Origin of the sequence: Leeuwenhoekiella sp. LLG6367-2.1, assembly GCF_045055775.1 — a bacterium.
Taxonomy (GTDB): Bacteria; Bacteroidota; Bacteroidia; order Flavobacteriales; family Flavobacteriaceae; genus Leeuwenhoekiella; species Leeuwenhoekiella aequorea.
The window spans coordinates 220,462-245,496 of the sequence record NZ_CP159331.1 but is presented as its reverse complement, the minus strand read 5'-3'; the positions used below and the strand labels follow the sequence as shown (position 1 = coordinate 245,496).

General features: G+C 35.5%; 25 protein-coding genes. 21 read left to right on the top strand and 4 right to left on the bottom strand.

Annotated features, from left to right (window positions below; all coding sequences use genetic code 11):
• The first annotated feature begins 13 nt into the window (after positions 1-13).
• Together ABVM53_RS01100 and ABVM53_RS01095 are read left to right on the top strand one after the other, a co-directional pair.
• Entirely contained in the window at positions 14-3,724 is a 3,711-nt protein-coding gene (locus ABVM53_RS01100; protein ID WP_405328475.1) for a metallophosphoesterase, read from the top strand.
• Positions 3,725-3,761: 37 nt separating this feature from the next.
• Positions 3,762-5,327: a bifunctional GNAT family N-acetyltransferase/carbon-nitrogen hydrolase family protein gene (locus ABVM53_RS01095; protein WP_128758690.1), complete on the top strand. Its 1,566-nt coding sequence runs from the start codon at positions 3,762-3,764 to the stop codon at positions 5,325-5,327.
• Positions 5,328-5,369: 42 nt separating this feature from the next.
• Here ABVM53_RS01095 and ABVM53_RS01090 read toward each other — a convergent pair whose 3' ends face one another.
• The 4 genes from ABVM53_RS01090 to ABVM53_RS01075 all read right to left on the bottom strand — a co-directional run bounded on the left by ABVM53_RS01090 (position 5,370) and on the right by ABVM53_RS01075 (position 8,922).
• A complete protein-coding gene (locus ABVM53_RS01090; RefSeq protein ID WP_405328471.1) occupies positions 5,370-6,509 on the bottom strand; it encodes a pentapeptide repeat-containing protein in 1,140 nt (379 codons plus the stop codon).
• Between the two features lie 80 nt (positions 6,510-6,589).
• Positions 6,590-7,453, bottom strand: coding sequence for a hypothetical protein (locus tag ABVM53_RS01085; RefSeq protein ID WP_405328468.1), 864 nt, complete (start codon positions 7,451-7,453; stop codon positions 6,590-6,592).
• Between the two features lie 2 nt (positions 7,454-7,455).
• Positions 7,456-8,403 carry a mechanosensitive ion channel family protein gene (locus ABVM53_RS01080; protein WP_371457357.1) on the bottom strand — a complete coding sequence of 316 codons (948 nt, stop codon included), beginning with the start codon at positions 8,401-8,403 and terminating at the stop codon, positions 7,456-7,458.
• A gap of 27 nt (positions 8,404-8,430) precedes the next feature.
• A complete protein-coding gene (locus ABVM53_RS01075; RefSeq protein ID WP_371457358.1) occupies positions 8,431-8,922 on the bottom strand; it encodes a Dps family protein in 492 nt (163 codons plus the stop codon).
• A 221-nt stretch (positions 8,923-9,143) separates the two neighbouring features.
• On the opposite strand from ABVM53_RS01075, the gene ABVM53_RS01070 reads away from it, so the two are divergent.
• From ABVM53_RS01070 to ftsY, 19 genes are all read left to right on the top strand, one after another.
• Positions 9,144-10,145 (top strand): SDR family oxidoreductase, encoded by a 1,002-nt coding sequence (locus ABVM53_RS01070; protein WP_405328464.1) that lies wholly within the window; start codon positions 9,144-9,146, stop codon positions 10,143-10,145.
• Between the two features lie 2 nt (positions 10,146-10,147).
• Complete coding sequence (locus ABVM53_RS01065; RefSeq protein ID WP_405328462.1) at positions 10,148-11,419, top strand: nucleotide sugar dehydrogenase; 1,272 nt, start codon at positions 10,148-10,150, stop codon at positions 11,417-11,419.
• Positions 11,406-12,533, top strand: coding sequence for a non-hydrolyzing UDP-N-acetylglucosamine 2-epimerase (wecB, locus tag ABVM53_RS01060; protein ID WP_405328459.1), 1,128 nt, complete (start codon positions 11,406-11,408; stop codon positions 12,531-12,533). The genes ABVM53_RS01065 and wecB overlap by 14 nt, the downstream gene beginning before the upstream one ends.
• The gene (rfbB, locus tag ABVM53_RS01055) at positions 12,530-13,579 is read left to right on the top strand and encodes a dTDP-glucose 4,6-dehydratase (RefSeq protein WP_405328456.1); all 1,050 of its coding nucleotides are present in this window, start codon (positions 12,530-12,532) and stop codon (positions 13,577-13,579) included. Before wecB ends, rfbB begins: the two co-directional genes overlap by 4 nt.
• Positions 13,580-13,588: 9 nt before the next feature.
• Complete coding sequence (gene rfbA / locus ABVM53_RS01050) at positions 13,589-14,449, top strand: glucose-1-phosphate thymidylyltransferase RfbA (protein WP_405328455.1); 861 nt, start codon at positions 13,589-13,591, stop codon at positions 14,447-14,449.
• Complete coding sequence (gene rfbC / locus ABVM53_RS01045) at positions 14,446-15,000, top strand: dTDP-4-dehydrorhamnose 3,5-epimerase (protein ID WP_405328452.1); 555 nt, start codon at positions 14,446-14,448, stop codon at positions 14,998-15,000. The genes rfbA and rfbC overlap by 4 nt, the downstream gene beginning before the upstream one ends.
• Positions 14,993-15,841, top strand: coding sequence for a dTDP-4-dehydrorhamnose reductase (rfbD, locus tag ABVM53_RS01040; RefSeq protein WP_405328449.1), 849 nt, complete (start codon positions 14,993-14,995; stop codon positions 15,839-15,841). Before rfbC ends, rfbD begins: the two co-directional genes overlap by 8 nt.
• Before the next feature lie 53 nt (positions 15,842-15,894).
• Positions 15,895-16,512, top strand: coding sequence for a recombination mediator RecR (gene recR, locus ABVM53_RS01035; protein WP_371457366.1), 618 nt, complete (start codon positions 15,895-15,897; stop codon positions 16,510-16,512).
• A gap of 3 nt (positions 16,513-16,515) precedes the next feature.
• A complete protein-coding gene (locus ABVM53_RS01030) occupies positions 16,516-17,634 on the top strand; it encodes a glycosyltransferase family 2 protein (protein ID WP_405328445.1) in 1,119 nt (372 codons plus the stop codon).
• An 84-nt stretch (positions 17,635-17,718) separates the two neighbouring features.
• Positions 17,719-19,080: a dihydrolipoamide acetyltransferase family protein gene (locus tag ABVM53_RS01025; RefSeq protein WP_405328443.1), complete on the top strand. Its 1,362-nt coding sequence runs from the start codon at positions 17,719-17,721 to the stop codon at positions 19,078-19,080.
• A 198-nt stretch (positions 19,081-19,278) separates the two neighbouring features.
• The gene (locus ABVM53_RS01020; RefSeq protein WP_405328440.1) at positions 19,279-20,055 is read left to right on the top strand and encodes an exonuclease domain-containing protein; all 777 of its coding nucleotides are present in this window, start codon (positions 19,279-19,281) and stop codon (positions 20,053-20,055) included.
• 6 nt (positions 20,056-20,061) lie between these two features.
• The gene (locus ABVM53_RS01015; RefSeq protein WP_405328437.1) at positions 20,062-21,012 is read left to right on the top strand and encodes a carboxypeptidase-like regulatory domain-containing protein; all 951 of its coding nucleotides are present in this window, start codon (positions 20,062-20,064) and stop codon (positions 21,010-21,012) included.
• Between the two features lie 2 nt (positions 21,013-21,014).
• Positions 21,015-21,626 (top strand): fumarylacetoacetate hydrolase family protein, encoded by a 612-nt coding sequence (locus ABVM53_RS01010; protein WP_371457371.1) that lies wholly within the window; start codon positions 21,015-21,017, stop codon positions 21,624-21,626.
• Positions 21,627-21,628: 2 nt separating this feature from the next.
• Positions 21,629-21,970, top strand: a complete 342-nt coding sequence (locus ABVM53_RS01005) for an Hpt domain-containing protein (protein ID WP_128758673.1) — start codon at positions 21,629-21,631, stop codon at positions 21,968-21,970.
• Positions 21,970-23,217 carry a competence/damage-inducible protein A gene (locus ABVM53_RS01000; RefSeq protein WP_405328433.1) on the top strand — a complete coding sequence of 416 codons (1,248 nt, stop codon included), beginning with the start codon at positions 21,970-21,972 and terminating at the stop codon, positions 23,215-23,217. The genes ABVM53_RS01005 and ABVM53_RS01000 overlap by 1 nt, the downstream gene beginning before the upstream one ends.
• A gap of 80 nt (positions 23,218-23,297) precedes the next feature.
• A complete protein-coding gene (rpmB, locus tag ABVM53_RS00995; RefSeq protein WP_128758671.1) occupies positions 23,298-23,537 on the top strand; it encodes a 50S ribosomal protein L28 in 240 nt (79 codons plus the stop codon).
• Positions 23,538-23,560: 23 nt separating this feature from the next.
• The gene (rpmG, locus tag ABVM53_RS00990) at positions 23,561-23,743 is read left to right on the top strand and encodes a 50S ribosomal protein L33 (protein ID WP_128758670.1); all 183 of its coding nucleotides are present in this window, start codon (positions 23,561-23,563) and stop codon (positions 23,741-23,743) included.
• 3 nt (positions 23,744-23,746) lie between these two features.
• Positions 23,747-23,899 carry a DUF4295 domain-containing protein gene (locus tag ABVM53_RS00985; protein WP_081817337.1) on the top strand — a complete coding sequence of 51 codons (153 nt, stop codon included), beginning with the start codon at positions 23,747-23,749 and terminating at the stop codon, positions 23,897-23,899.
• Between the two features lie 129 nt (positions 23,900-24,028).
• Positions 24,029-24,982 (top strand): signal recognition particle-docking protein FtsY, encoded by a 954-nt coding sequence (gene ftsY / locus ABVM53_RS00980; protein WP_405328427.1) that lies wholly within the window; start codon positions 24,029-24,031, stop codon positions 24,980-24,982.
• Positions 24,983-25,035 lie beyond the last annotated feature (53 nt).

Sequence of the window (25,035 nt, the reverse complement as noted above, 5' to 3'; positions counted from 1 at the left end):
CAATAAATTTTTCATGACAAAAAATAACATAGTTCTAACACTTCTTATTTCCTTAATCTTTTCGGCATGTGCCACATATTCTACCCGATTTAAAGCAGAAGTAGAGCAAGGTATTTTCCCGACTTCAAAAGAAGTAGAAAGTACATTTTATTTAATAGGAGATGCAGGAGATGCAGAACTAGGTGAGAGCACGGTAGGTCTGGAATTATTTAGGTCTTATTTAAAAACTGAAAACACAAAGGGAACTTTTGCAATATTTCTGGGTGACAATATTTACCCTATTGGGATGCCTCCTAAATCTGATGCCGGCCGCGCATTAGCACAGCATAGACTAGACGCTCAGGTAGAATCGCTAACCGAATTTGAAGGAAAAGCTATTTTTATTCCTGGAAATCACGATTGGTACAATGAAGGATTAACTGGTCTTAACCGAGAACAAGATTACCTGAGAGAAATCACCCAGAATGAGGATATTTTTCTCCCTAAAGATGGTTGTCCATTGCTGAGCTACGACATCAATGATGAGGTTCACATGATAATTTTAGATACACAATGGTATCTGGAAGATTGGGACAAAAATCCCGAGATAAATACTAAATGTGATAATATAAAAGATAGAGAGAAATTTTTTATCGAGTTAGAGGGTGAGATTAAAAAAAATCAGCAAAAGACTCTGGTTGTTGTTATGCATCACCCTATGTATACAAATGGAGTGCACGGAGGTAAGTTTGCTATAGACAAACACCTGTACCCATCGCAGCAGAAAATTCCTCTTCCTTTACTAGCTTCATTAGTTACACAAATACGTACCCAAGGTGGCGTTTCTAAGCAAGATCGTTTTAATGAAAAGTATAACGAATTGATGAAGCGCATACGCGTTTTGGGACAGGGAAGTCCCAAACTTATATTTGCTTCGGGACACGAGCACGGTTTACAATATATTGAGCACGAGGAGGTCAAGCAAATTGTATCTGGTTCAGGATCAAAATCTTCTTATGCCTATTTAGGAAACGACGGACTTTTTAGTTCAGATTACGAAGGATTTTCAGTATATACCGTTTTTAAAGATGGATCATCGTGGGTGCGCTTCTTTGGTCCTGACGCAGAAAGTGGTGAATTAAAATTGTTCTTTCAGAAAGAAGTTTTTCCACCTAAAGAAATTAAAGATTATTCTATAATCCCTACACAATTTCCAAAAACGATTAAAGCATCTGTTTACAACCTCGAAGAGACGGATAAGTCTGATGTTTTTGATAAAATTTGGGGCGAGCATTATCGGGATGTATATGGTAAAAAAGTTACAGCTCCGGTTGCACTTTTAGATACACTTTATGGCGGACTAGAGGTGATAAGGCCGGGAGGTGGGCACCAGACAATTTCTTTACGGTTAAAAGATAAAACCGGTAAGGAATATAATATGCGAGCATTACGCAAAAGTGCCGTTCAGTTTTTGCAAAAAGTTATCTTAAAGCAAAATGCTGATGTCGAAGAAGATTTAGCAAACACACTGCCCGAATCATTAATTCAGGATTTTTATACCGCTGCACATCCTTATGGAGCTTTTGCAATACCTAGGCTTAGTAGCGCGGTACAAGTACTCAATACTAATCCTAAACTTTACTATGTACCTAAACAACCTGCCTTGAAGAGTTATAATGATGATTATGGCGATCAGTTGTATATGATAGTAGAACGACCTACTGAAGAATTTGATGGAGCTGTATTTAATTATCCTGATGATATAGAAAGTACAGATGATATATTGCATAAACTACGCAGTGATGAAGATAATATTATAGATGAGCAGGCTTACGTAAGAGCTCGTATGTTTGATATGCTAATTGGTGATTGGGATCGTCACAATGATCAATGGCGCTGGGCAGAATTTAAAGATAAAAATGGAAAGGATGTGTTTGTACCTATCCCTCGTGATCGGGATCAGGTGTTTACAAATTTTGATGGCGCTATTTTAGATATTGCCAGAACTTTATTTGGAGCCGCGAGACAATTTCAAGTCTATGATGAAAATCTTAACGATATTAAATGGTTTAATAATGCCGGTGTAAAACTCGATAGGGCACTCGCTCAACAAACAGATCGGGCAGAATGGGTTGTTGAAGCAAAATATATTCAAGACCATATTACCGATGCTATTATTGAAGATGCATTTAATGATTTACCGGTTGAAGTTCGCGCCGGTAAATCTATAGATCAGATTAAAACCAGCTTAAAAGGTCGTCGTGATAACCTCGTGAAAATCGCAAATACATTTTACGATTTTTTAGCTGAATTGCAAATGGTTACCGGGACAGATAAAGATGACTATTTTGAAATTACCCGAGAGAATGAAAAGACGACCGTAAAAGTATGGCGAATTATAGATGGGGAAAAAGAGGAACTTATAAAGAATCGCACCTATTTAACTTCGGAAACCAAGCAATTATGGATTTATGGACTTGATGATGATGATGTATTTGAGGTAATTGGTAGCGGCAGAGCTCCTATATTTATGCGAATTATAGGAGGTCAAAACAATGATATATACCGTATAAAGAACGGGAAAAATCTAAAAATATACGATCACGAGAGTCTACCAAACACAATTGAAGAACGAGGTGGAGCGAATTTTAGACTTACAGACGTTTACGACTACAATACCTATAATTATAAAAAACAGATTTTAAGAACTAATATCATTACCCCTGCATTTGGTTATAATCCTGATAACGGTATAAGTCTAGGTGTTTCTGACGTTTATACAGTTCAAGGGTTTAATCAAAATCCGTTTTCACAGCAGCACCGTTTTAAAGCCGGATACTTTTTTGCAACTAGTGGATTTGATTTTAATTACGAAGGAGAATTTGCAGGTATTTTAAATGACTGGAATTTGATTTTAGGAGGAAGATATACAACTCCTAATTTTGCACTTAACTTTTTTGGGTATGGTAATGGCACTCAAAATTTTGATGATGAACGCGGTCTGGATTTCAACAGAGTGCGTTTAAGTCAGTTAGAAGCTTCAGTAGGTTTGTTGAAAAACTCAGATTATGGTAGTACTTTTTCGGTGCGTGGGGTTTTTCAAGGTGTTGAAATTGCTGATAACGATTTGCGATTTGTAGATAGCGTAGATGAAATTGAAAAAGACAAACGTAAGGTATTTGCTACGTTAGACGCAAGTTATGAATATCACAGTATGGATAATGCACTAGCACCTTCAAGAGGTATGGATTTTATTCTTAATGGTGGATTTACAAATAGTTTGACTGAAACAGGAAGACGTTTTGCCTACTTGAATCCGAGTCTTGGTTTTTACAATGCGGTAAGTGCAAATAGAAAATTAGTTCTTAAATCTACAGCACGCGGTCAATTTAGATTTGGTGATAATACCGAATTTTATCAGGCAGCGGTATTGGGACAAAATACCGGGTTGCGTGGTTATCGCTTTCAACGCTTTAATGGAGAGCGTTCTTTTTCTGCATCTGGCGATTTAAGATATGCATTCGATACGTTTAAGACAGGATTTTTACCATTGCAAATAGGTGTTTTTGGAGGGTATGATATCGGGAGAGTTTGGTCTGATTATGATATGAATTCAAAAAAATGGCACGACTCTTACGGTATAGGTTTCTGGGTTAACAGTGCTGATGCCCTTAGTGGGACGTTTAATTTATTCAAATCTGATGAAGGTTACCGAGTTTCTTTTGGATTTGGATTCAATTTTTAAAAAAATTAATTTTTTCGCCGAAAGGCAATAAAAACATATGGAAAATATAGATAGCATAGATAATGTAGATAAGCCAGATCGCGTAGATACTATAAATCTGGAATATTTAAAGGTCAAGGATTTTGAGGAATTGAAGGAGATAATGATTGCTGTTTATCCTAATATTCCTGATCCGTATTGGAAACGAAAAGAATTACAAAAACTAATTTCTATTTTTCCTGAAGGGCAAGTAGTTGTGAAAGTGAATGGTGAAATCGCCGGTTGCGCCTTATCAATTATTGTAGATTATGACAAGTTTAAAGACTCTCATACTTATGCTCAAATTACAGGAAATGAATCTTTTAGTACGCATACTCCAAAGGGGAATGTACTCTACGGAATAGATATTTTTATCGCTCACCAATATAGAGGGATGCGTATAGGACGTAGACTTTATGACTACCGAAAAGAATTATGTGAGAATCTTAATTTAGAACGAATAGTTTTTGGTGGAAGATTACCTAATTATCATCAATATGCCAAAGATCTCACACCGAAGCAATATATTGAGAAAGTACGTACACGTGAAATTAATGATCCTGTTCTCGATTTTCAGTTAAGCAATGATTTTCACGTTAAGCGTATAATTACCAATTATCTCGAAGGTGACAGACAGTCTAAAGATTATGCTGCACTTTTAGAATGGGATAATATTTATTATCAAAAACCTATAAAAAAACCAAATGCCATTAAAACCGTAGTACGATTAGGACTCGTACAATGGCAAATGCGTACCTATAAAAATTTTGAAGAACTTATAGAACAGGCAGAATATTTTATAGATACGATATCTGGTTATCGATCTGATTTTGCTCTTTTCCCAGAATTTTTTAATGCACCTTTAATGGCTGCATATAATCACCTGTCTGAACCCGACGCAATTCGGGAGCTGGCTAAGTACACCGAGCGCATACGCGATCGTTTTTCGGAACTTTCTGTAAGTTATAACATAAATATAATTACGGGCAGTATGCCTTATATAGAAGATGGCACACTGTATAATGTGGGGTTCTTGTGCAAGCGTGATGGTACGGTAGAGAAATTTTACAAACTGCATGTAACTCCAGATGAAGCTAAAGTTTGGGGTATGACGGGAGGCGATGTTTTAAAAACGTTTAATACAGATTGTGGTAAAATAGGAATTCTTATATGCTACGATGTTGAGTTCCCAGAATTGAGCCGTATTCTAGCAGATGAGGGGATGGATATTCTCTTTGTACCATTTCTTACAGATACTCAAAATGGATACAGTCGTGTTAGACATTGTGCTCAGGCACGAGCTATTGAGAACGAATGCTATGTTGCAATAGCAGGAAGTGTAGGTAATATTCCAAAGGTTCACAATATGGATATGCAATTTGCACAAAGTATGGTTCTTACACCTTGCGATTTTCAATTTCCAACAAATGGAGTTAAAGCGGAAGCTACACCTAATGCCGAAATGATTTTAGTTGCAGATGTAGATCTTGATTTATTGAAAGAACTGAATCAATTTGGTAGCGTTCACAATTTAAATGACCGCCGTAAAGATTTATTTCAGCTGAAGCTTTTAAAGAAAAAATAAGTTTTAAATTAAAAAACCGGCTAGATTAACTAGCCGGTTTTTTTAGTTTATAGGTAATAATTGATAGCTGTCTGTGTCTATTTCTGTCACTTCATAGTTGCTAAAAAGCCATTCGCTTTGATCTTTATTCAGTTGCATTTTAGCATCTCGTTCAAAGGTTTTATGTACAATCGCATTTGTAAGAGTTGCCTCTTTTAATACTGTTTTCAAAAGACTCACATTTTTAAGATTTGAACTTGATAGGTTAGCCTTTTGTAAATTGGCATAATCTAATATTGAATTTTGAAGTGTAGCATTTCTTAAATCTGCATTTTTAAGACTGGTATAGCTTAAATCTGCCTGAGATATACTGGCATTATAAAATGTAGCTTTCTCAAAGTCTGTCCCATTAAAGCTTGAATTACGCATATCTGCGTGAGACAAATCAATCTCAATTAAATCTGCTTTTTTCAAAGTGACATTTCGTAACTCTGAATAGGTAAAATCAATACGCTCCAGTAAAATTCCATTAGCTCGAGATCGTGCAGTACTTCTAAGATTGATGCCGGTTTCTAGAAGTGAGATTAATAGATACCCTCTTTCAGGACTCACAATATTTTTTGTAAGACTGTCATTTTCGAGATATCGATACGGTTTTAAAATTTTGCTCAAGGCAATTAATCTACCAGCGGTAGCATCATTTAATTTATTTTGAGGATCTCTGCTAATTTCAGTGTTAATTTCCTGAAGCATATTATCCATAAGGAGAAGAGTTTGACCACGTCTGTCTGCTTCTTGCAGGTAAGTTTGCTGATCTAGACGGTTGTTTTGTTGTCTAAACATCTCACTCTGTCCGGTAATTAGCGTATTCTGTTTAGCTAAATAGTAAGTCTGAAAAATAAGGAGTATAGAAGGAAGGATAGCCGTAATTACGAGTAGAAATCCTACGCGTGTAAGACGTATAATAATACTTGTTAATAAATCTGATAGCGTTTCTCTAGAAACACGTTGTTGCTCTGCCATTTCTTCTAGAAAACGCTCAATACTTCTTTTAAGCTCAGATCCTAGAACGTATCCTGAGGAACGCTTTAAAAAATTCCAGCCTAGATTACGCCTTCTTTTTTTTCGCTCGTCCTGTTCTCCCAGAATATTTTTTAGCTTTTCGTTTTCGGCAAGAATTTCTTCAATTTGTTGGGGATTCATAGTGATCTTAACTTTGAGGTAAAATACTATAAAACGAAATTCTATTTAAGAAGTTGCCCGGTAAATAAATTCAATAGGTATTAATATAAATTGAATTCATAAAGATTTCCACCGGTCTGGGCTCTAATTTCATCAACTACATATAAAATCGAGTCATTTTTGAAAGTCACACCTTCTTTTAAGGAGGTATTTCCGAAAGGAATTGATTGTACATAACCCGAGAAGAATTTTTCATCTTCAAAACCGGTAAACTTAAGAACTTTATCAGCGGTAAGTAAAATTAGTGTTTTACCGCTTGGAGAAAGAGAAGCGCCAGTTACAGCGCAGGTTTCTAGATTATCACAAACGGTATAGCTATCTATAAGTTGCGCTTCAAAATCACCGGGCCGTGCCGGTAACTTATAGACCTTTGTAACACCATCAAAATTTCTACTTCTATTACGCGTAAACATATAAAGATAAGATTCTTTATAAATCAAAGCTTCGATGTCAAAGTTGAGGTCACTAAGATTAGGAGGGTAATTTACCTGATCTGAAAGAGTGAAGGTTATTTTTGAAGCATTTAAAGTATCTGCTTTACTTATCGAATTTTTAAAATCGTCCAGGATATATATAAATTGATCAGCACGATCATTTTCATTATTCCCAGTGTCAGATATATACAAATTGCCATCATAATCTGTCGCAAGATCTTCCCAATCTTCATTAGGAGCATTCTTAATTATGATTTCACGCATTACTTTTCCGCGGGTATTTATTCCGTAGATCGTATTGGGATTTCCGTGATCTGCAATTGCATAAATTAATGAGTCATTATTAAAAGTAGCAATGCCCGAAACCTCAGAAAGGCTTCGGGTAAGGCTACCAATTTTATTTAACTCTCCAAAATCCTGACATCCTATAAGGCTGGCAAGTATACAAAGAGCAAAAAGTTTTTTTAACATCATTAGCTATCTTGAGTAGATTCTGATCCATTTGAGTTTGCTATAGTTAACGTCTCTGATCTGAATTTATTTTTACCAAAATCTAATGTACGTATTGGGAATGGGATGTTAATATCATTAGCATCAAAAGCTTTCTTAATTGCAATTATTGCTCGGTCCTGAGCTACTAACATATCTTTACGTTTAGTAACAGGAAACCAAAAACGGGCAACAAAATTTATAGAACTATCTCCAAATCCTTCATAGAAAAATTCGATTTCTTCACCTGGAGATTGTTCAAATTCAGCTGCTAGAGTTTTTAAGGTTAGTTCTTTTACTTGCTCAAGATCACTTTCATAACCTACTCCACAATTAACAAATACACGAGATCGTGCCGTCTGACTCCAGTTTTTAAAAGGAGTATCTACAATATTAGAGTTCGGTATGATTACATAATTATTGTCAGACTGTTTGAGTGTAACATTGCGTAAAGTTATTTCGTCTACAAAACCAGCATAATCATTAGACTCTACCCAGTCACCTAATTGTAGTTTTGGCATAAAACTTAATATTACTCCGCTAAACGTATTATTAAGTGTACCCTGAAGTGCTAAACCAATTGCAAGACCCACGACACCAGCACCTGCAAGAACAGACGTAAGTACTTTGTCTAGGTCCATAATGCCCAATGCTACAAAGAAGCCTATAAGAACAGTTATGGCAAAGGAGGTCTTTCCAGCCATAATGCGAATAGAATCTTGCTTAACGGTACTCATCAAAATTTTACGCACAAATTTTGAAACATACTTAGCAAAAATCCAGAAAGCTATAAAGACTAGAACTGCTATTATGAAATTAGGAAGCTTAAGGATAAAGCTCTCACCCCATCCTTGGAGTTTCTCAATTAATTTATGAAAATCATAACCAGCAAAGGTCCAGTCACTGTTTGTAGCTTCTTGTAGAATGTACATATATTGGATTTAGTTTTATGGTATAATTTACGATTTTTTATGGTTTGCGGTTTTATTCATCTTCCAAGTGTCTAGCATCCAGCTTGTTTTTTCTAGTTCGCGTATGTACGCACCTAGCAAATCAATTGTACCTTCATCGCCACCATCGTCAGCAATTCCAACAGTTTTGCGCATTTGTATTAGCAACTTCCCGTGATCTTCTAATAAGATTTCGATCATCTCAATGTCTTTTACCTCACTTGGTGATTCTTTAATCTCAGACATTTTAATATAGTCAGATAAATTACTCACCGGTTGAAAACGTAATGTAAGTATGCGTTCTGCGATCTCATCAATCTTGATTAATGTATCATTATACATTTCCTCAAATTTAATGTGTAAGTCAAAAAAGTTCTCACCAATTATATTCCAGTGAAAGTTTCTTAATTTTTGGTAGTAAAGGTGATAATCAGCTAAAAGCGTATTTAATTCTTTTACAGTTTTCTTGGTTTTTTCGGTATCTAAATTGAGGTAATTCATAGTTTTGATAATTTTATTGTTTGAATCAAATTTACCACTGTTAGCAGCGTAAATAATGCGCTTATAGGCGTTTAATATAAATTTAACGGTAAGAATTAATAACTGTTAAAACCCTATAAGGGACTGGGTGCAAGTAGGGTAGTTAAGGATAAGTTAAATTTGAATTTGGTTGCGGTATAGTATATATTCGTAAGCCACAAAATCAACCCACCCATCCCCGTATGAATATATTAGAAAGTTCTGACTTTAAAAATAAGGTGATTCTCGTAACCGGAGGAGCCGGTTTTATAGGATCACATCTAATAGATAAATTACTTCAGCTTGGTGCTAAGGTGCGCTGTTTAGATAATTTCTCGACGGGTAAGTTTGAAAACATACAGGATTTTGAGTCTAATTCTAACTTTCAATTAATAGAAGGGGATATTCGCAATTATGACATTTGTCTGGAAGCTACTCAAGGTTGTGACTGGGTTAGTCATCAGGCAGCTCTAGGAAGTGTACCTCGTAGCATAAAAGACCCTTTAACAACCCATGCAGTAAATATCACAGGGTTTTTAAATATAATTGAAGCTTCTCGAATTGCTGAAATAAAGAATTTCGTATACGCGGCAAGTTCTTCAACTTATGGAAATTCGCAGGCATTACCCAAAATAGAAAGTGAAATAGGTGAACCGCTTTCTCCCTATGCACTCACAAAATTAGTCAATGAAAATTATGCCTCGGTTTATAAGAAAACTTATAATTTTAATAGCATAGGACTGCGTTACTTTAATGTTTTTGGTCCAAAACAAGATATAAATGGAGCTTATGCAGCAGTAATCCCCAAATTTGTAGAAGCATTACTAAATCATAAGAGTCCCACAATTAATGGAGACGGATCCTTCTCACGTGATTATACTTTCATTGAGAATGTGGTTCAGGCAAATTTACTAGCTTTGACAGCGACCAGTGATTGTGTTTTAAATGAGACTTACAATGTTGCTTGCGCCGCGCAAACTTCTCTTATAGAACTATTAAATTTATTGAAGCATAGACTTATTAATTATGATGATAAAGTAATTGATCTTCAGCCTAACTTTGGTCCAGAGCGTGAAGGGGATGTACCGCATTCATTAGCATCAATTACTAAAGCACGTAATCTACTGGCTTACAATCCAGAATATAACTTAGAAAGTGGTCTCGATTTGACAGTTGACTGGTATGTGAAAAATTTGAAATCATAAGAATGAAACTTGGTATTATTGGTTTGGGTTATGTGGGATTACCATTAGCTCGTTTATTTGCATCGCGTTATTCGGTAGTGGGTTATGATATTAATGAATCCCGAATAGAAGACTTAAGCAAGGCTTATGATCATACTGGCGAAGTAGAAGAGCTTATTCTGAAACAGGTTCTCAAAACGGTGAATTCTGATGATCAAGGTCTTTATTGTACAACGTTAAAAGAAGATTTAAAGAATGTTACTGTTTTTATCATTACTGTTCCTACACCCATTGATAAAAATAACACTCCAGACTTATCACCATTAGTTAAAGCCAGCGAACTTGTAGCACAATATCTTAAAACTGGAGATATAGTAATCTATGAGTCTACCGTTTATCCGGGGGTAACTGAAGAAATTTGTGTGCCAATTCTTGAAAAAGAATCCGGGTTAAAATTTAATACTGATTTTTATGCAGGATATTCCCCAGAACGTATAAATCCCGGGGATAAAATACATACAGTAGATAAAATTAGAAAGGTAACTTCTGGTTCTACTGAAGAAATTGCTAGTAAAGTCGATGAACTTTACGCATCTGTAATTACAGCAGGCACCTATAAAGCAGCTTCAATAAAAGTGGCTGAAGCCGCAAAGGTAATTGAGAATTCACAGCGTGATATAAATATTGCTTTTGTGAACGAACTAGCAAAGATTTTTAATCTTCTTAATATAGATACCCAACAAGTACTAGAAGCAGCAGGAACAAAATGGAATTTTTTACCATTTAAACCCGGACTTGTAGGTGGGCATTGCATAGGAGTAGATCCATATTACCTAGCACAAAAAGCGATGCAGGTAGGGTATCACCCCGAAATAATACTGGCAGGTCGTAAACTAAATGACAGTATGGGACCCTTTGTAGCATCGCAGGTCGCAAAGCTTATGGCGCAAAAGGACATCAAGTTAAAGAATAGTAAGATTCTTATATTAGGAATCACCTTTAAAGAAAATTGTCCAGACGTACGTAATACTCGCGTCATAGATATTATTAATGATTTAAAAGAATACGGTGCTAATGTGTCGGTATTTGATCCTCAGGCAGATGCTAAACTTGTAAAGAAGGAGTACGGTTTTGAACTTTTAAATGAGGTTTATAAGAATAAATTTAATGCTATAGTTTTAGCTGTAGGACATCGTGAGTTTGAAACACTCGATATAAATAAACTAAAAGCAGAAAATGCCATAGTTTATGATGTAAAAGGCTTTTTTAAAGAAGGTGTAGATGGAAGACTCTAGCAACTTAAAAAAAATTTTATTTGTTTTTGGGACACGTCCCGAAGCCATAAAAATGGCTCCCGTAATAAATGCTTTTAAGGCTTCATCTCATTTTGAAACCAAAGTATGTATCACAGCACAACATCGTGAAATGTTAGATCAGGTGCTCGATTTTTTTGACATTATTCCAGATTACGATTTGGATTTAATGCAAGAAAATCAGGATTTATACAATCTTACGGGTAGAGTAATAAACGCTTTAAAAACACCTTTAGAGGATTACAAACCTCACTTAGTATTTGTACATGGTGATACAACCACGACAATGGCTGCTAGTTTAGCCGCTTTTTATGCAGGTTCTAAAGTGGGACATATTGAAGCCGGTTTACGTACACTTAATAAGCTTGCTCCATTTCCGGAGGAAATGAATAGACAAATTACAGGCCGACTTGCAGACTTTCATTTTGCGCCTACTGCTATTTCAAAAGCTAATTTACGGGCAGAGAATATTGATGAGGATACTATTTTTGTGACAGGTAATTCGGTTATTGATGCACTACACAGCACTGTAGAAAGTCTTAAAAAACAAGCGCCAAAATTTACGGAGCCACTAATAGATTCCACAAAAAAAAATATTCTTATAACCGGGCATCGGCGTGAAAATCTTAATGGAGGTTTGCGACGTACTTGTGAAGTGTTGAGGACTATTGCGCTTAACAGAACAGATGTAAATTTAATTTATCCGGTACATCTTAATCCAAAAGTTCAAAAAGTAGTTTACGAAGTTCTAGGCGGAATTTCCAATGTATTTTTAATCGCACCGTTATCTTATCCAGACTTTGTTTGGATAATGTATAACTCTTACTTAATTATAACAGATAGTGGCGGTGTACAAGAGGAAGCTCCCGGCTTAGGGAAGCCGGTTTTAGTTACTCGGGAAACTACCGAGCGACCTGAAGCAGTAGAGGCAGGTACCGTACTTCTAGTAGGTACAGACCCTAAGAAGATGATGACGGCGATACTTAATTTACTGGATGATACTAATCTTTATAATAAAATGAGTCAGGCACATAACCCTTATGGTGATGGCAAGACTGCTCAGAGAATTTTAAAAATTATTAAAGAACGATTATGAATATACTTATTACCGGTGGTGCAGGTTTTATTGGCTCACACGTAGTGAGGCTTTTTGTTAACAATAGAAAAGCAGATCATATATATAATTTAGATTCTTTAACCTATGCTGGTAATCTTGAAAATCTTCAGGATGTAGAACAGGCAGATAATTATAATTTTTTAAAAGCTGATATCAACAACCTCGAGGAGATTGATAGTTTATTCTCGCAATACAAGTTTGATAAGGTGATCCATCTTGCGGCAGAATCACACGTGGATCGCTCCATTAAAGATCCTTTAATTTTTGTAAAAACTAATATAATAGGTACTGTAAACCTTTTAAATATCTGTCTTAAATATTGGAAAGCACCATACACATCAAATTTATTTTATCATATAAGTACAGATGAAGTGTATGGTACTCTAGGTCAAGACGGGTTATTCACAGAAACTACAGCTTATGATCCTAACTCACCGTATAGTGCCTCAAAAGCAAGTTCTGATCATTTTGTGAGGTCATATGGGGAAACCTATGGCTTACCCTATAAGATATCAAATTGCAGTAACAATTATGGGCCTAATCAATTTCCTGAAAAATTAATACCCTTGTTTATTAATAATTGTATTGAAGAATCAATGTTACCTGTATATGGTGATGGTGATTATACCAGAGATTGGTTATATGTAGTTGATCATGCAAAAGCTATTGAGACCATTTTCAACAAAGGAAAATTAAAAGAAACTTACAACGTAGGTGGATTTAATGAATGGAAAAATCTGGAATTAGTAAAATTACTTTGTGAAGTAATGGATGAGAAATTAAATCGTAAACCGGGTTCTTGTGAAAAATTAATTCAGTTTGTGAAAGATAGGCCGGGTCACGACAAACGCTACGCGATAGATGCTTCAAAAATAAAAGAGGAACTGGGGTGGGAGCCTTCAGTAACATTTAAAGAAGGTTTGCAATTAACTGTAGATTGGTATCTTGCCAATACAGACTGGTTGCTCAATATCAAAAACGGCAAGTACCAAAATTATTATAGCGCACATTATTTAAACTCTTAATTTCAATTTATGAAAGGTATTATTCTCGCTGGTGGTTCTGGAACTCGTTTATATCCTTTGACGGTGGCAGTGAGTAAGCAATTATTACCTGTTTATGATAAGCCTATGATTTATTATCCGCTTTCGACTTTAATGCTGGCGGGAATACGAGAAATACTTATTATCACTACTCCGCATGATCAGACTGCATTTAAAAATTTATTAGGTGATGGTTCTGCTCTGGGTTGCCAATTTGAATATGCTATTCAAGAGCATCCTAATGGTCTTTCAGAAGCGTTTATTATAGGAGCAGATTTCATAGGTACAGATTCTGTTGCCCTTATCTTAGGAGACAATATTTTCTATGGAAGTGGACTTAGTAAAATGCTACAAGATCACACACAGATAGAGGGTGGAGCAATCTTTGCTTATCCCGTTAAAGATCTTAATAGATATGGAGTGGTAGAATTTGATTCTGACGGAACTGTTTTGTCTATTGAAGAAAAACCTCAAGTCCCTAAATCAAAATATGCAATTCCGGGCTTGTATTTTTTTGATAACCGGGTTGTTGATTTTGCAAAAGAAGTTGAGCCTTCAGATCGGGGAGAGGTAGAAATAACAAGCATTCAAAATAAATATCTCGAGTTGGGCGAACTTAAAGTAGGTATAATGAATCGGGGTATGACTTGGTTTGATACTGGAACAATAGATTCACTTAATGAAGCTACAGATTTTGTAAAAGCAATTGAACACAGACAACAATACAAAATAGGATGTATTGAAGAAGTTGCTTTGCTAATGAATTATATTTCTACTAAGGAAGTACACGCTATAGCTTCAAATTATGGTAAATCTGCCTATGGCAACTACCTAAAAACACTAGTTGAATGAATTTTATAGATACAGGTTTTAAAGATTTATGGTTGATGGAGCCTAACGTATTCGGCGATTCCAGAGGCTATTTTTTTGAAGCATTTAATGCGAAGTCTTTTGAGATAGCAACGGGATTGAAACCTCATTTTGTACAATATAACCAGTCTAAATCTCAAAAAAATGTATTGAGAGGGTTGCATCTTCAAAAAGGAACTTTTAGTCAAGCTAAATTAATTCGGGTTATTCAAGGGGCGGTTTTAGATGTGGTTGTAGACCTCAGAAAAGAAGAACCTACTTTTGGTAAGTATTATTATGTAGAACTTACAGCAGAAAATCAAAAACAATTATTTGTACCTCGCAGATTTGCTCATGGTTTCTTAGTCTTAGAAGAAGATACTATTTTCACATATAGCTGTGACAATTACTACCATCCAGAGCACGAATTGACACTAAAGTATAATGATGAGAACTATGCTCATGTGTGGCCTGCAAATGTCAATTTTATTCTTTCAGAAAAAGATATCAAAGGTTTAGATTTTGCAGCAATAACATCAAAGTTAGATGTCTAAGAGATCTATTAAAATAGTGGTGACGGGAGCTTCCGGACAACTGGGACAATGTCTTAAGAGTATTTCAACTAATTGGAATTATTCAATTACTTTTTTAGATAAACAGAACCTGGATATTACTTCTGTAGAACAAGTTTATGATGTGCTGACTACTATTCAGCCAGATATAATAATTAATACAGCAGCTTATACGAGAGTTGATCTTGCAGAAGAAGAAAGCGATCGAGCTTATCAAATAAATGCTGAGGCGGTTAATACAATCACGAGATTTTGTAAAGAAAATGAAACAAAACTCCTACATATTTCAACAGATTATGTTTTTGACGGAGAAGGACTAGAACCCTACACCGAAGAACACGAGACAAATCCCAAGACGGTTTATGGGGCTTCTAAGTTAGCGGGAGAGAACAGTATTCTCGATTCAAACTTAGCTGCCTTTTGGATTATAAGAACTTCCTGGCTTTACAGTAACTATGGAAAGAATTTTTATAAAACAATTTTAGATCTTGCCGCTAAAAATGCAAATCTAAGCGTGGTAAATGACCAGTGGGGGAGTCCCACACGAGCAGAAGAATTAGCTGATTTTATTTTAAGATATATCCCGCAACTATCATCAGAGACGCGTGGCATTTATCATTTTAGTAATAGCGGTAGTTGCACGTGGTTTGATTTTGCTAAAGCCATTTTAAACAAGCATAATTCTCAAACAGAAATTACAGCCGTTAAATCGTCAGAATTTCCTACGAAAGCCAGAAGGCCTTCATATAGTGTTCTAGATAACTGCAAAATCTCAAAGGTTTTTAAGTATAAATTTAAAAATTGGCTTGATGCATTAGGTTAAGGAAAACTTATTGAAGAATTAATTACTCTAAATGTTTTCTAACTTTACAGCTTATGGAATTTTCGTCTAAATTATTAGAACAGGCCGTTTATGAAATGTCACAGTTGCCGGGTATTGGTAAGCGTACTGCGTTGAGGCTGGTTTTACATTTACTTCGACAGTCTGAAAATCAAACACAATTACTCACTCAAGCTTTACTGAAGTTACGAACAGAAATCAAATTCTGTAAGAATTGTCACAATATTTCTGATGTAGAATTATGTGAGATTTGTGCAAATCCCAATCGGGATGCATCGATAATATGTGTGGTTGAAGATGTGCGTGATGTTATGGCAATTGAAAATACGAGTCAGTATAGAGGTCAGTATCACGTTTTAGGAGGCAAAATTTCTCCTCTTGATGGTATAGGTCCTCAGGATTTAACGATCTATTCGCTTATTGAAAAAGTAAAGTCTGGATTTGTTGATGAGGTTATTTTTGCGCTGAGCTCTACAATGGAAGGCGACACTACCAATTTTTACATCTTTAGACAGCTTGAAAGTTTTAATATTAAAACTTCCACAATAGCTAGGGGTATAGCGGTGGGCGATGAGCTAGAGTTTGCAGATGAGGTTACTTTAGGTCGCAGTATTTTGCATAGAGTTCCCTTTGAGAATTCATTAAAAAGTTAGCCGTTGAAATTATCGGTGATTGTACTTAACTATAAAGTCCCACATTTTCTACAATTGTGTTTAGAGAGCGTTACTCGTGCCCTTTTAAATATTGATTCAGAAATTATAGTAGTAGATAATAATTCTCAGGATTCAAGTATTTCTATGCTCAATGAAAATTTTCTGGAGATAAAATTAATTGCTAATACTCAAAATGTCGGATTTGCAAAGGGTAACAATCAAGGTGTGGCTATCGCCAAAGGGGAATACATATGTATTTTAAACCCCGATGTTGTTATTCCCGAAAATTGTTTTACCAAGATTTTTGAATACATCGAAGGTATTTCAAATCTTGGAGCTTTAGGTATTAGGCTTATCGATGGCACCGGGAATTATTTACCAGAGAGCAAGCGTAATTTTCCGACTCTAAAAGTCTCATTGACTAAATTGTTAGGTGATAACGCTACCTATTATGCAAACCAATTAGCTCAAGATGAAAATGGTCTAGTACCAGTGCTGGTAGGCGCTTTAATGTTTTTGAAGAGGTCTGTATATGTAGATTTACAAGGTTTTGACGAAGATTATTTTATGTATGGAGAAGATATAGATCTGAGTTATAGACTTACTCAAAAAGGATATTCTAATTACTATTTAGGATCTGTTAAAGCACTTCATTTTAAAGGAGAGAGCAGTTTAAAAGATAAAGTATATGCCAGGCGCTTTTATGGTGCTATGCAAATCTTTAATAGAAAACATCATAAATCTAATGCGGCAACGAATTGGTTAATACAAACAACCCTAAAACTGATGATATTAACGCATAAGACTCCTCAATCTAAAAAGAAATTAATACCATTAAATGGTGGAAAATTTTGGGTTACTGATACTATTAACTCAGCAAATGATAGTCTTTTTTTAAGTGAAAGAGAATTAAAAACCATCAGTTTAAAAAAATTGAATGCGTCGAGAGTTGCAGATTCACTTATTGTCTACGACCTCAATGACTTAAATGTGGAAGCAATATTAGAGAGTATCTGTTTGTTAAAAAACAATCAAAATAGGTTCCGCATACGCCCTTCAAATTGTAATTTTATCGCAGGCAGCGATTCTTCTTCAGAGTTAGGAGAAATTATAAGTTGGTAGGCGAGTAAAAAATATCTGATAATAAAACATTATTTTTTATTAAATTCGCAAAAAATAAAGCACACTAATCTTTTTATTACGAATATGGCAAAATTTGAACTTAAGTTACCGAAAATGGGAGAGAGCGTTGCAGAAGCTACGGTAACAAACTGGCTCAAGGAAGTAGGTGATACTATTGAACTTGATGAGCCCGTAGTAGAAATTGCTACAGATAAAGTTGATAGTGAAGTGCCTAGTGAAGTTGAAGGGGTATTAGTAGAAAAATTATTTGGACCAGATGATGTTGTTCAAGTAGGCCAAACTATTGCAATTATAGAAACTTCGGCAGACGGAGTTTCTTCTAGTTCAAATTCAGAATCAAAAGAAGAAACAGAAGATTCTTCAAATGACAAGGAAGTGGAGACAGCTGCAGAAGAAGCAGAATCTTTGGTTAACGAAGCAAAAAGTGAGGTTTCTGCAAATCAAACTATTTCGAATGACGGAGAGCGTTTTTATTCTCCGCTAGTAAAAAATATAGCGCAGCAAGAAGGGATTAGTCAGGATGAGTTAGATAAGTTAGATGGTAGCGGACTTGAGGGTCGTGTTACTAAAGATGATATTTTGGCTTATGTAGCTTCTGGCAAAAAAGGAAAAGAAGAAAGCGCATCTTCAGCAAAGAAATCTTCAGAAAACAAAAAGGCAGAGACTTCCTCAGTGGATAATACATCTAAAATGGCAACTCCAGTTTCTGTGAATGGTGCTGATGAAATTATACAAATGTCCCGCATGGGCAAAATGATTTCAAAGCATATGGTAGCCTCGGTTCAAACCTCGGCACATGTACAATCTTTTATTGAAGTTGATGTTACCGCAATTTGGAACTGGAGAGAACGTATTAAGGGTAGCTTTCAAAAGAGAGAAGGTGAGAAGCTTACATTTACTCCCATCTTTATGGAAGCTGTAGCTAAGGCTATACGTGATTTCCCAATGATTAACATTGCCGTTGATGGAGATACAATAATTAAGCGTAAAAATATTAATCTTGGGATGGCAGCAGCCTTACCAGATGGAAATCTTATAGTGCCTGTAATTCGTAATGCAGATCAATTGAATCTCGTAGGAATGGCAAAAGCGGTCAATGATTTAGCAACTAGAGCGCGTATGGGTAAACTAAAACCAGACGATACTCAAGGAGGTACGTACACGGTTACTAATGTAGGTACTTTTGGCAGTATAATGGGAACTCCTATTATTAATCAACCACAAGTAGCGATACTAGCATTAGGAGCTATACGTAAAGTACCCGCTGTTATCGAGACTCCAGAGGGTGATTTTATAGGAATTAGACATAAAATGTTCTTATCTCATTCTTACGATCATCGCGTGGTTAATGGTGCCTTAGGAGGTCAGTTTGTACAACGAGTAGCACAATATCTTGAGGCTTGGGATAGCTCAAGAGAAGTTTAAAGTACTTGAAAAAGAAAGTTTAAAATGCAGATTTATTGCTAACGAATGTCAGAGTTTTCTCTGGCATTTGTTTTTTTATATTTATTAGGATCACTTTAATTAAATTAATGATCATCAAAAATTCTAAACCCCATTTACTTTAGTTTTTAGCGACGCAGAAATTACTAAATGTTACTTTTGCATTTAAAATATTAAAAGATGAATCTTAATCTAACGAGACCTATTTGCTTTTTTGATCTTGAAACAACGGGTATAAATGTAGCGCACGATCGTATTGTTGAAATATCTGTTTTAAAAGTCTTTCCTAACGGCAAGGAAGAGAAGCACACGTGGTTAGTAAATCCTACGATACCTATTCCTGCAGAAACTACTGCTGTACACGGTATAAAGGATGAGGATGTTGCAGATAAACCTACCTTTAAAGAACTTGCTGTTGAGATCAATAATTTAATTAAAGACTCTGATCTGGCCGGTTATAATTCAAATCGTTTTGATATTCCGCTACTTGCAGAAGAGATGTTACGTGCCGATGTAGATTTTGATATGAAAAATAGACACGCAGTTGATGTGCAGACTATTTTTCACAAAATGGAGCAACGTACCCTTACTGCAGCCCTTAAATTTTATTGTAATCAAAGTCTAGAAGATGCACATAGTGCAGAAGCAGATACTATCGCAACATATGAGGTGTTAAAAGCACAGTTAGATCGATATGAGGATCTTGAAAACAATATGAAGAGCTTAGCCGAATTTAGTGCTCGAAAGCGATTTGCTGACTTTGCAGGCTTTATTGCATTTAATAAAGAAGGCGAAGAGATCTTCTCTTTTGGAAAGCACAAAGGTAAAAAAGTGGAAGACGTATTGGATAATGAGCCGGGCTATTTTGGATGGATTCAGAATGCAGATTTTCCTCTTTACACAAAGAAAGTGCTAACTGCTATCAAGTTGAGAAAATTGAATACAAAGTTATTTTAAAGACTAATGTTTAAGGCTCTCATTTTATTTTTTCTATTAGGTACCGGGACAATCGTAGCACAGGATCTGGTTATCAATGCAAGCGTAATTGATGCGCAGACAAAACGACCGATTCCTTTTGTGAATATGATTTTTGTGAATCATAAAATAGGCACTTCAGCTGATGCAAACGGGAGTTTTAGGTTCACAGTTAAAGAAAGACTTAAAGATGAATCTGTGTATATCAGTTGTGTTGGTTACGAGCAACGTACGTTAAAAGTTTCAGATCTATTAAATAGTACGGTTTCCCTCAATCAGGAGCTAAATACACTTTCTGAAGTGAATTTGTATAAGATGCACTTTGAAAATCAGGAACGTGTAAATTCATTTAGAGGCAAGCAAATAGTAGGTTTAGGTAATTTTAGTGGTGGAGCTTATCCTTCTGCTTTGGCAAGATATTATGAGCGCCCTGAAAAATTTGAGAAGGCGTGTTTTCTGAAATCGGTTGAAATTCAATTTTACAAAATACTAGGGAAACCGTGTCAAAAAGCAACATTTAGATTACGTGTATTAAGTGTTGATACAGATAATAAGCCCGGTAAAGACTTATTGGGAGCCGATCTGATAATAGACAAACCAGAAGGTAAACAAAACTTAAAAGTTGATTTAATACCCTATAAAATTAATGTGCCTCAGGAAGGTTTCTTTGTGGTAGTAGAACACATTTTTATTGAGGAAAATAAATTCTCAGAGTCTTATACTATTAAAGTAAATGACTCTATAGGGTATAAAGAATACCTTGTAGATAGGTATGCTCCAGTATTTAAAGGTGTAGAAACAAGCCCTGACGATAAAGAAATTAGTGCTTTTTATAGAAGTATAGAAGGTTGGAAATCTATAGAGCTTTTAAATACAGCTGCTAGCGCTATGAATGGAAAGTTGCCTACACCGGCATTTAAAATTTTATTTACAGATTAACTATGAAAATCATTTGTATAGGTCAGAATTATAGTGATCACATAAAAGAACTCAATAGCGAAATGCCTAGTGAGCCTCTTTTTTTTCTCAAACCAGATTCTGCGGTTTTATTAAACAAACATCCATTTGTGATTCCTGAATTTAGCAATGAAGTTCATTATGAGGTAGAAGTTCTGGTGCGTATTAATCGATTAGGAAAATATATAGCACCAAAATTTGCGCATAAGTATTATAATGAGATCGGATTAGGGATAGATTTTACTGCTCGTGATTTACAACGTGCTTGTAAAGAAAAAGGTCATCCTTGGGAAAAAGCTAAAGCCTTTGATGGATCTGCCGTAATAGGTCAATGGGTTGAAAAAGAAAAATTTAAAGATTTACATAATATAGATTTTCATTTGAAAAAAAATGATAAAATTGTGCAATCAGGAAATACTGCGAACATGATCTATGATATCGATACTTTAATCGCATATGTTTCTCAGTATATGACATTAAAGATAGGAGATATCCTATTTACCGGTACGCCTGCGGGAGTAGGACCGGTTGCTATAGATGATAAGTTAACGGGATATTTAAATTCTGAAGAATCATTCACCCTAAATATAAAATGACGATGCCTACACATTACGACTTATACCAGCTAGAAGATATGTCTGGCGGTGACAAAGAATTTATGAAATCTGTTGTAGAGGCTTTTCTTTCAGAAATTCCCCCAGATTTAGAAAGTATGGAATTAGCTATTAATAATGATAACCATAAAATGGCCTATCAATTTGCGCATAAAATGAAGCCAAATTTAGAAATGTTTGGCATAGATCTCATACGCGAAATTTCGGCGATGGAACGCTGGGCAGATAGTGCTAAACCTACTTCAGCAATACGACCTCAGTTAGATACAATTATAGAACTTACGAATAATGCCATAGTTGAGATGCGCAAAGATTGGAAAATGTAATGCGGGCACATATTATTACAATAGGAGATGAAATACTTATAGGGCAAATTGTTGATACAAACTCAGCATTTATTGCCAAAGAGCTTGATAAAATAGGCGTAGAAGTATATCAGATTTCTTCAATTTCAGATAATAAACAACATATTTTAGATAGTTTAGAATCTGCTGAGAAAACTGCAGATATAGTGATTCTTACTGGAGGTCTGGGACCTACAAAAGATGATGTTACTAAGCATACCCTATGTGAATATTTTGACGATATCTTAGTAGAAGATAAAGCAGTTTTAGAACACATAGAAAATTTATTTAAGCATCATGTAAACAGACCTATATTACCTGCTAATAGATCTCAAGCTTTAGTGCCGAGCAAAGCTTCTGTTCTAAAAAACACCTATGGTACTGCTCCAGGAATGTGGATAACCTCTGGTGATACCGTTTTTATTTCTATGCCCGGTGTGCCTTTTGAAATGATGGCTATAATGACCGAAGAAATTATACCGCGTATTCAAAGAGAGTTTAACAGACCATTTATCGTTCATCGTACGTTACAAACGTACGGGGTGGGTGAGAGTGAAATAGCAGCTATTATTGAAGATTGGGAAAATAATTTACCACCGTCAATTAAATTAGCATACTTACCAGCATTAGGCAAGGTGCGTTTAAGACTTTCTACAAAGGGAGCAGACAAGGCTATGCTGGATAAAGATCTCGATGATCAAATCGCATTATTAAACTTGCTTATAGGAGATATTATTGTGGGCTATGATGATGGTGAATCAATAGAGCACGTGGTAGGTAATTTGTTAGTTAAAAACGAAAAAACACTTGCGGTAGCCGAAAGTTGTACAGGAGGTCGTATTGCAGCTGCTATAACTGCGATTCCCGGTGTATCTTCTTACTTTAAAGGAGGAATGGTTACCTATGCAACGCATTCTAAAGTAGAGCTTTTAAAGATAGATCAAGCACTAATTGATAAGCATTCGGTTGTAAGTGGAGAAGTAGCAGAAGCTATGGCAGAAGCGGTTAGAAATTGGTATAAAGCAGACTTTGCAATTTCTACAACGGGAAATGCGGGACCTTCAAAAGGAGAATCTGATGCCGAAGTGGGTACAGTTTTTATAGGAATCGCTACACCAACCCATGTTTTTTCAGTAAAATATAATATGGGAAATCATCGGGAACGTGTGGTTTCAAAGACAGTTTACAAAGCATTTGAGCTTTTACAAAAAGAAATTTTAAAAAACTAGTGTTTAAAGTTGTTCAACTTGTTTAAGTTGTGTAAATTTGCACCCTGTTTTTCAGTAACACAATATAAAGTTTTAGAATCATGTCAAGAGTTTGTGAGCTTACGGGCAAAAAAGCAATGGTAGGGAATAATGTTTCTCACGCGATGAATAAGACCAAGCGTAAATTTGATGCCAATTTAATCAAAAAACGTTTTTACATCCCGGAAGAGGATAAGTGGGTAGTATTAAAAATCTCTACAGCCGCTCTTAAAAATATAAATAAGAAGGGTATTACCGCTGTGCTTAAAGAAGCGCGTGCAAAAGGCTTTCTTAAAAAGTAATAACGATATAACGACCAGCAATTATGGCAAAGAAAGGCAATAGAGTACAGGTAATATTAGAGTGCACAGAGCATAAAGCTTCCGGAAAGCCGGGAACTTCTCGTTATATTACTACTAAGAACAAAAAGAACACCCCAGATAGAATGGAATTGAAGAAATTCAACTCTATTTTGAATAAAATGACTGTTCACAAAGAAATAAAATAAGACATGGCAAAGAAATCAGTAGCAACATTACAGACAGGGTCAAAACGTTTGACTAAAGCCATTAAAATGGTGAAATCTCCTAAGACAGGTGCTTACACTTTCGTTGAAGCTGTTATGGCTCCAGAAGCTGTTGGTGAGTTTTTAGATAAAAAATAATATCTTTTACAGATATATAACAAGCCGTTACGCTATGCGTGACGGCTTTTTGTATTTTTCTTTTTTGAGGTTTCTAAATAGTCATAAAGGGAATACCTTTGCAGTGCTAACAAATGCATCCTGAATACGATGAGTTTTTTTAAAAAAATATTTTCTAAAGATAAAAAGGAAACTCTGGACAAAGGTCTGGAGAAAACAAATACAAATTTCCTAAGTAAATTAGGTAAAGCAGTTGCCGGTAAAAATAAGGTCGATGATGACGTTCTTGATAATCTGGAAGACGTTTTAGTCTCCAGTGATGTGGGTGTAGCTACAACCATTAAGATTATCAACCGTATTGAAGATCGCGTTTCTCGTGATAAATATCTAGGTACTGAGGAGTTAAATACTATTCTTCGAGAAGAAATTGCTGGTATTATGAGTGAAACTCATAGTGGAGAGGCAACAGACTTTACTGTACCTGCAAAAAAGCCTTACGTTATAATGGTCGTAGGAGTAAATGGAGTGGGTAAAACAACAACTATAGGTAAACTAGCGCATCAGTTTAAGAAGAAAGGGCTTAAGGTTGTTTTAGGTGCCGGTGATACTTTTAGAGCTGCTGCAATTGACCAACTTCAAATTTGGGCAGACCGAGTTGATGTTCCTATTGTTAAGCAACAAATGGGAAGTGATCCTGCTTCGGTTGCTTTTGATACAGTACAAAGCGCCGTTAAAATGAATGCCGATGTGGTAATCATAGACACTGCTGGTCGTTTACATAATAAAGTCAATTTGATGAATGAATTGACAAAAGTTAAACGGGTTATGCAAAAAGTTATTGATGATGCTCCAGATGAAGTATTATTAGTATTAGATGGTTCTACCGGACAAAATGCTTTTGAGCAGGCAAAGCAATTCACAGCAGCTACAGAAGTAACTGCGCTTGCAGTGACTAAATTAGACGGTACTGCAAAAGGAGGCGTTGTAATAGGAATAAGCGATCAGTTTCAAATTCCTGTAAAATATATTGGAGTAGGAGAAGGCATAGAAGATTTACAAGTCTTTAATAAAATTGAATTCGTAGATTCTTTCTTTAGAGTTTAAGTATACTGAATTTATAAAATTTAAAAAGGCATCCACATTTGTGAGATGCCTTT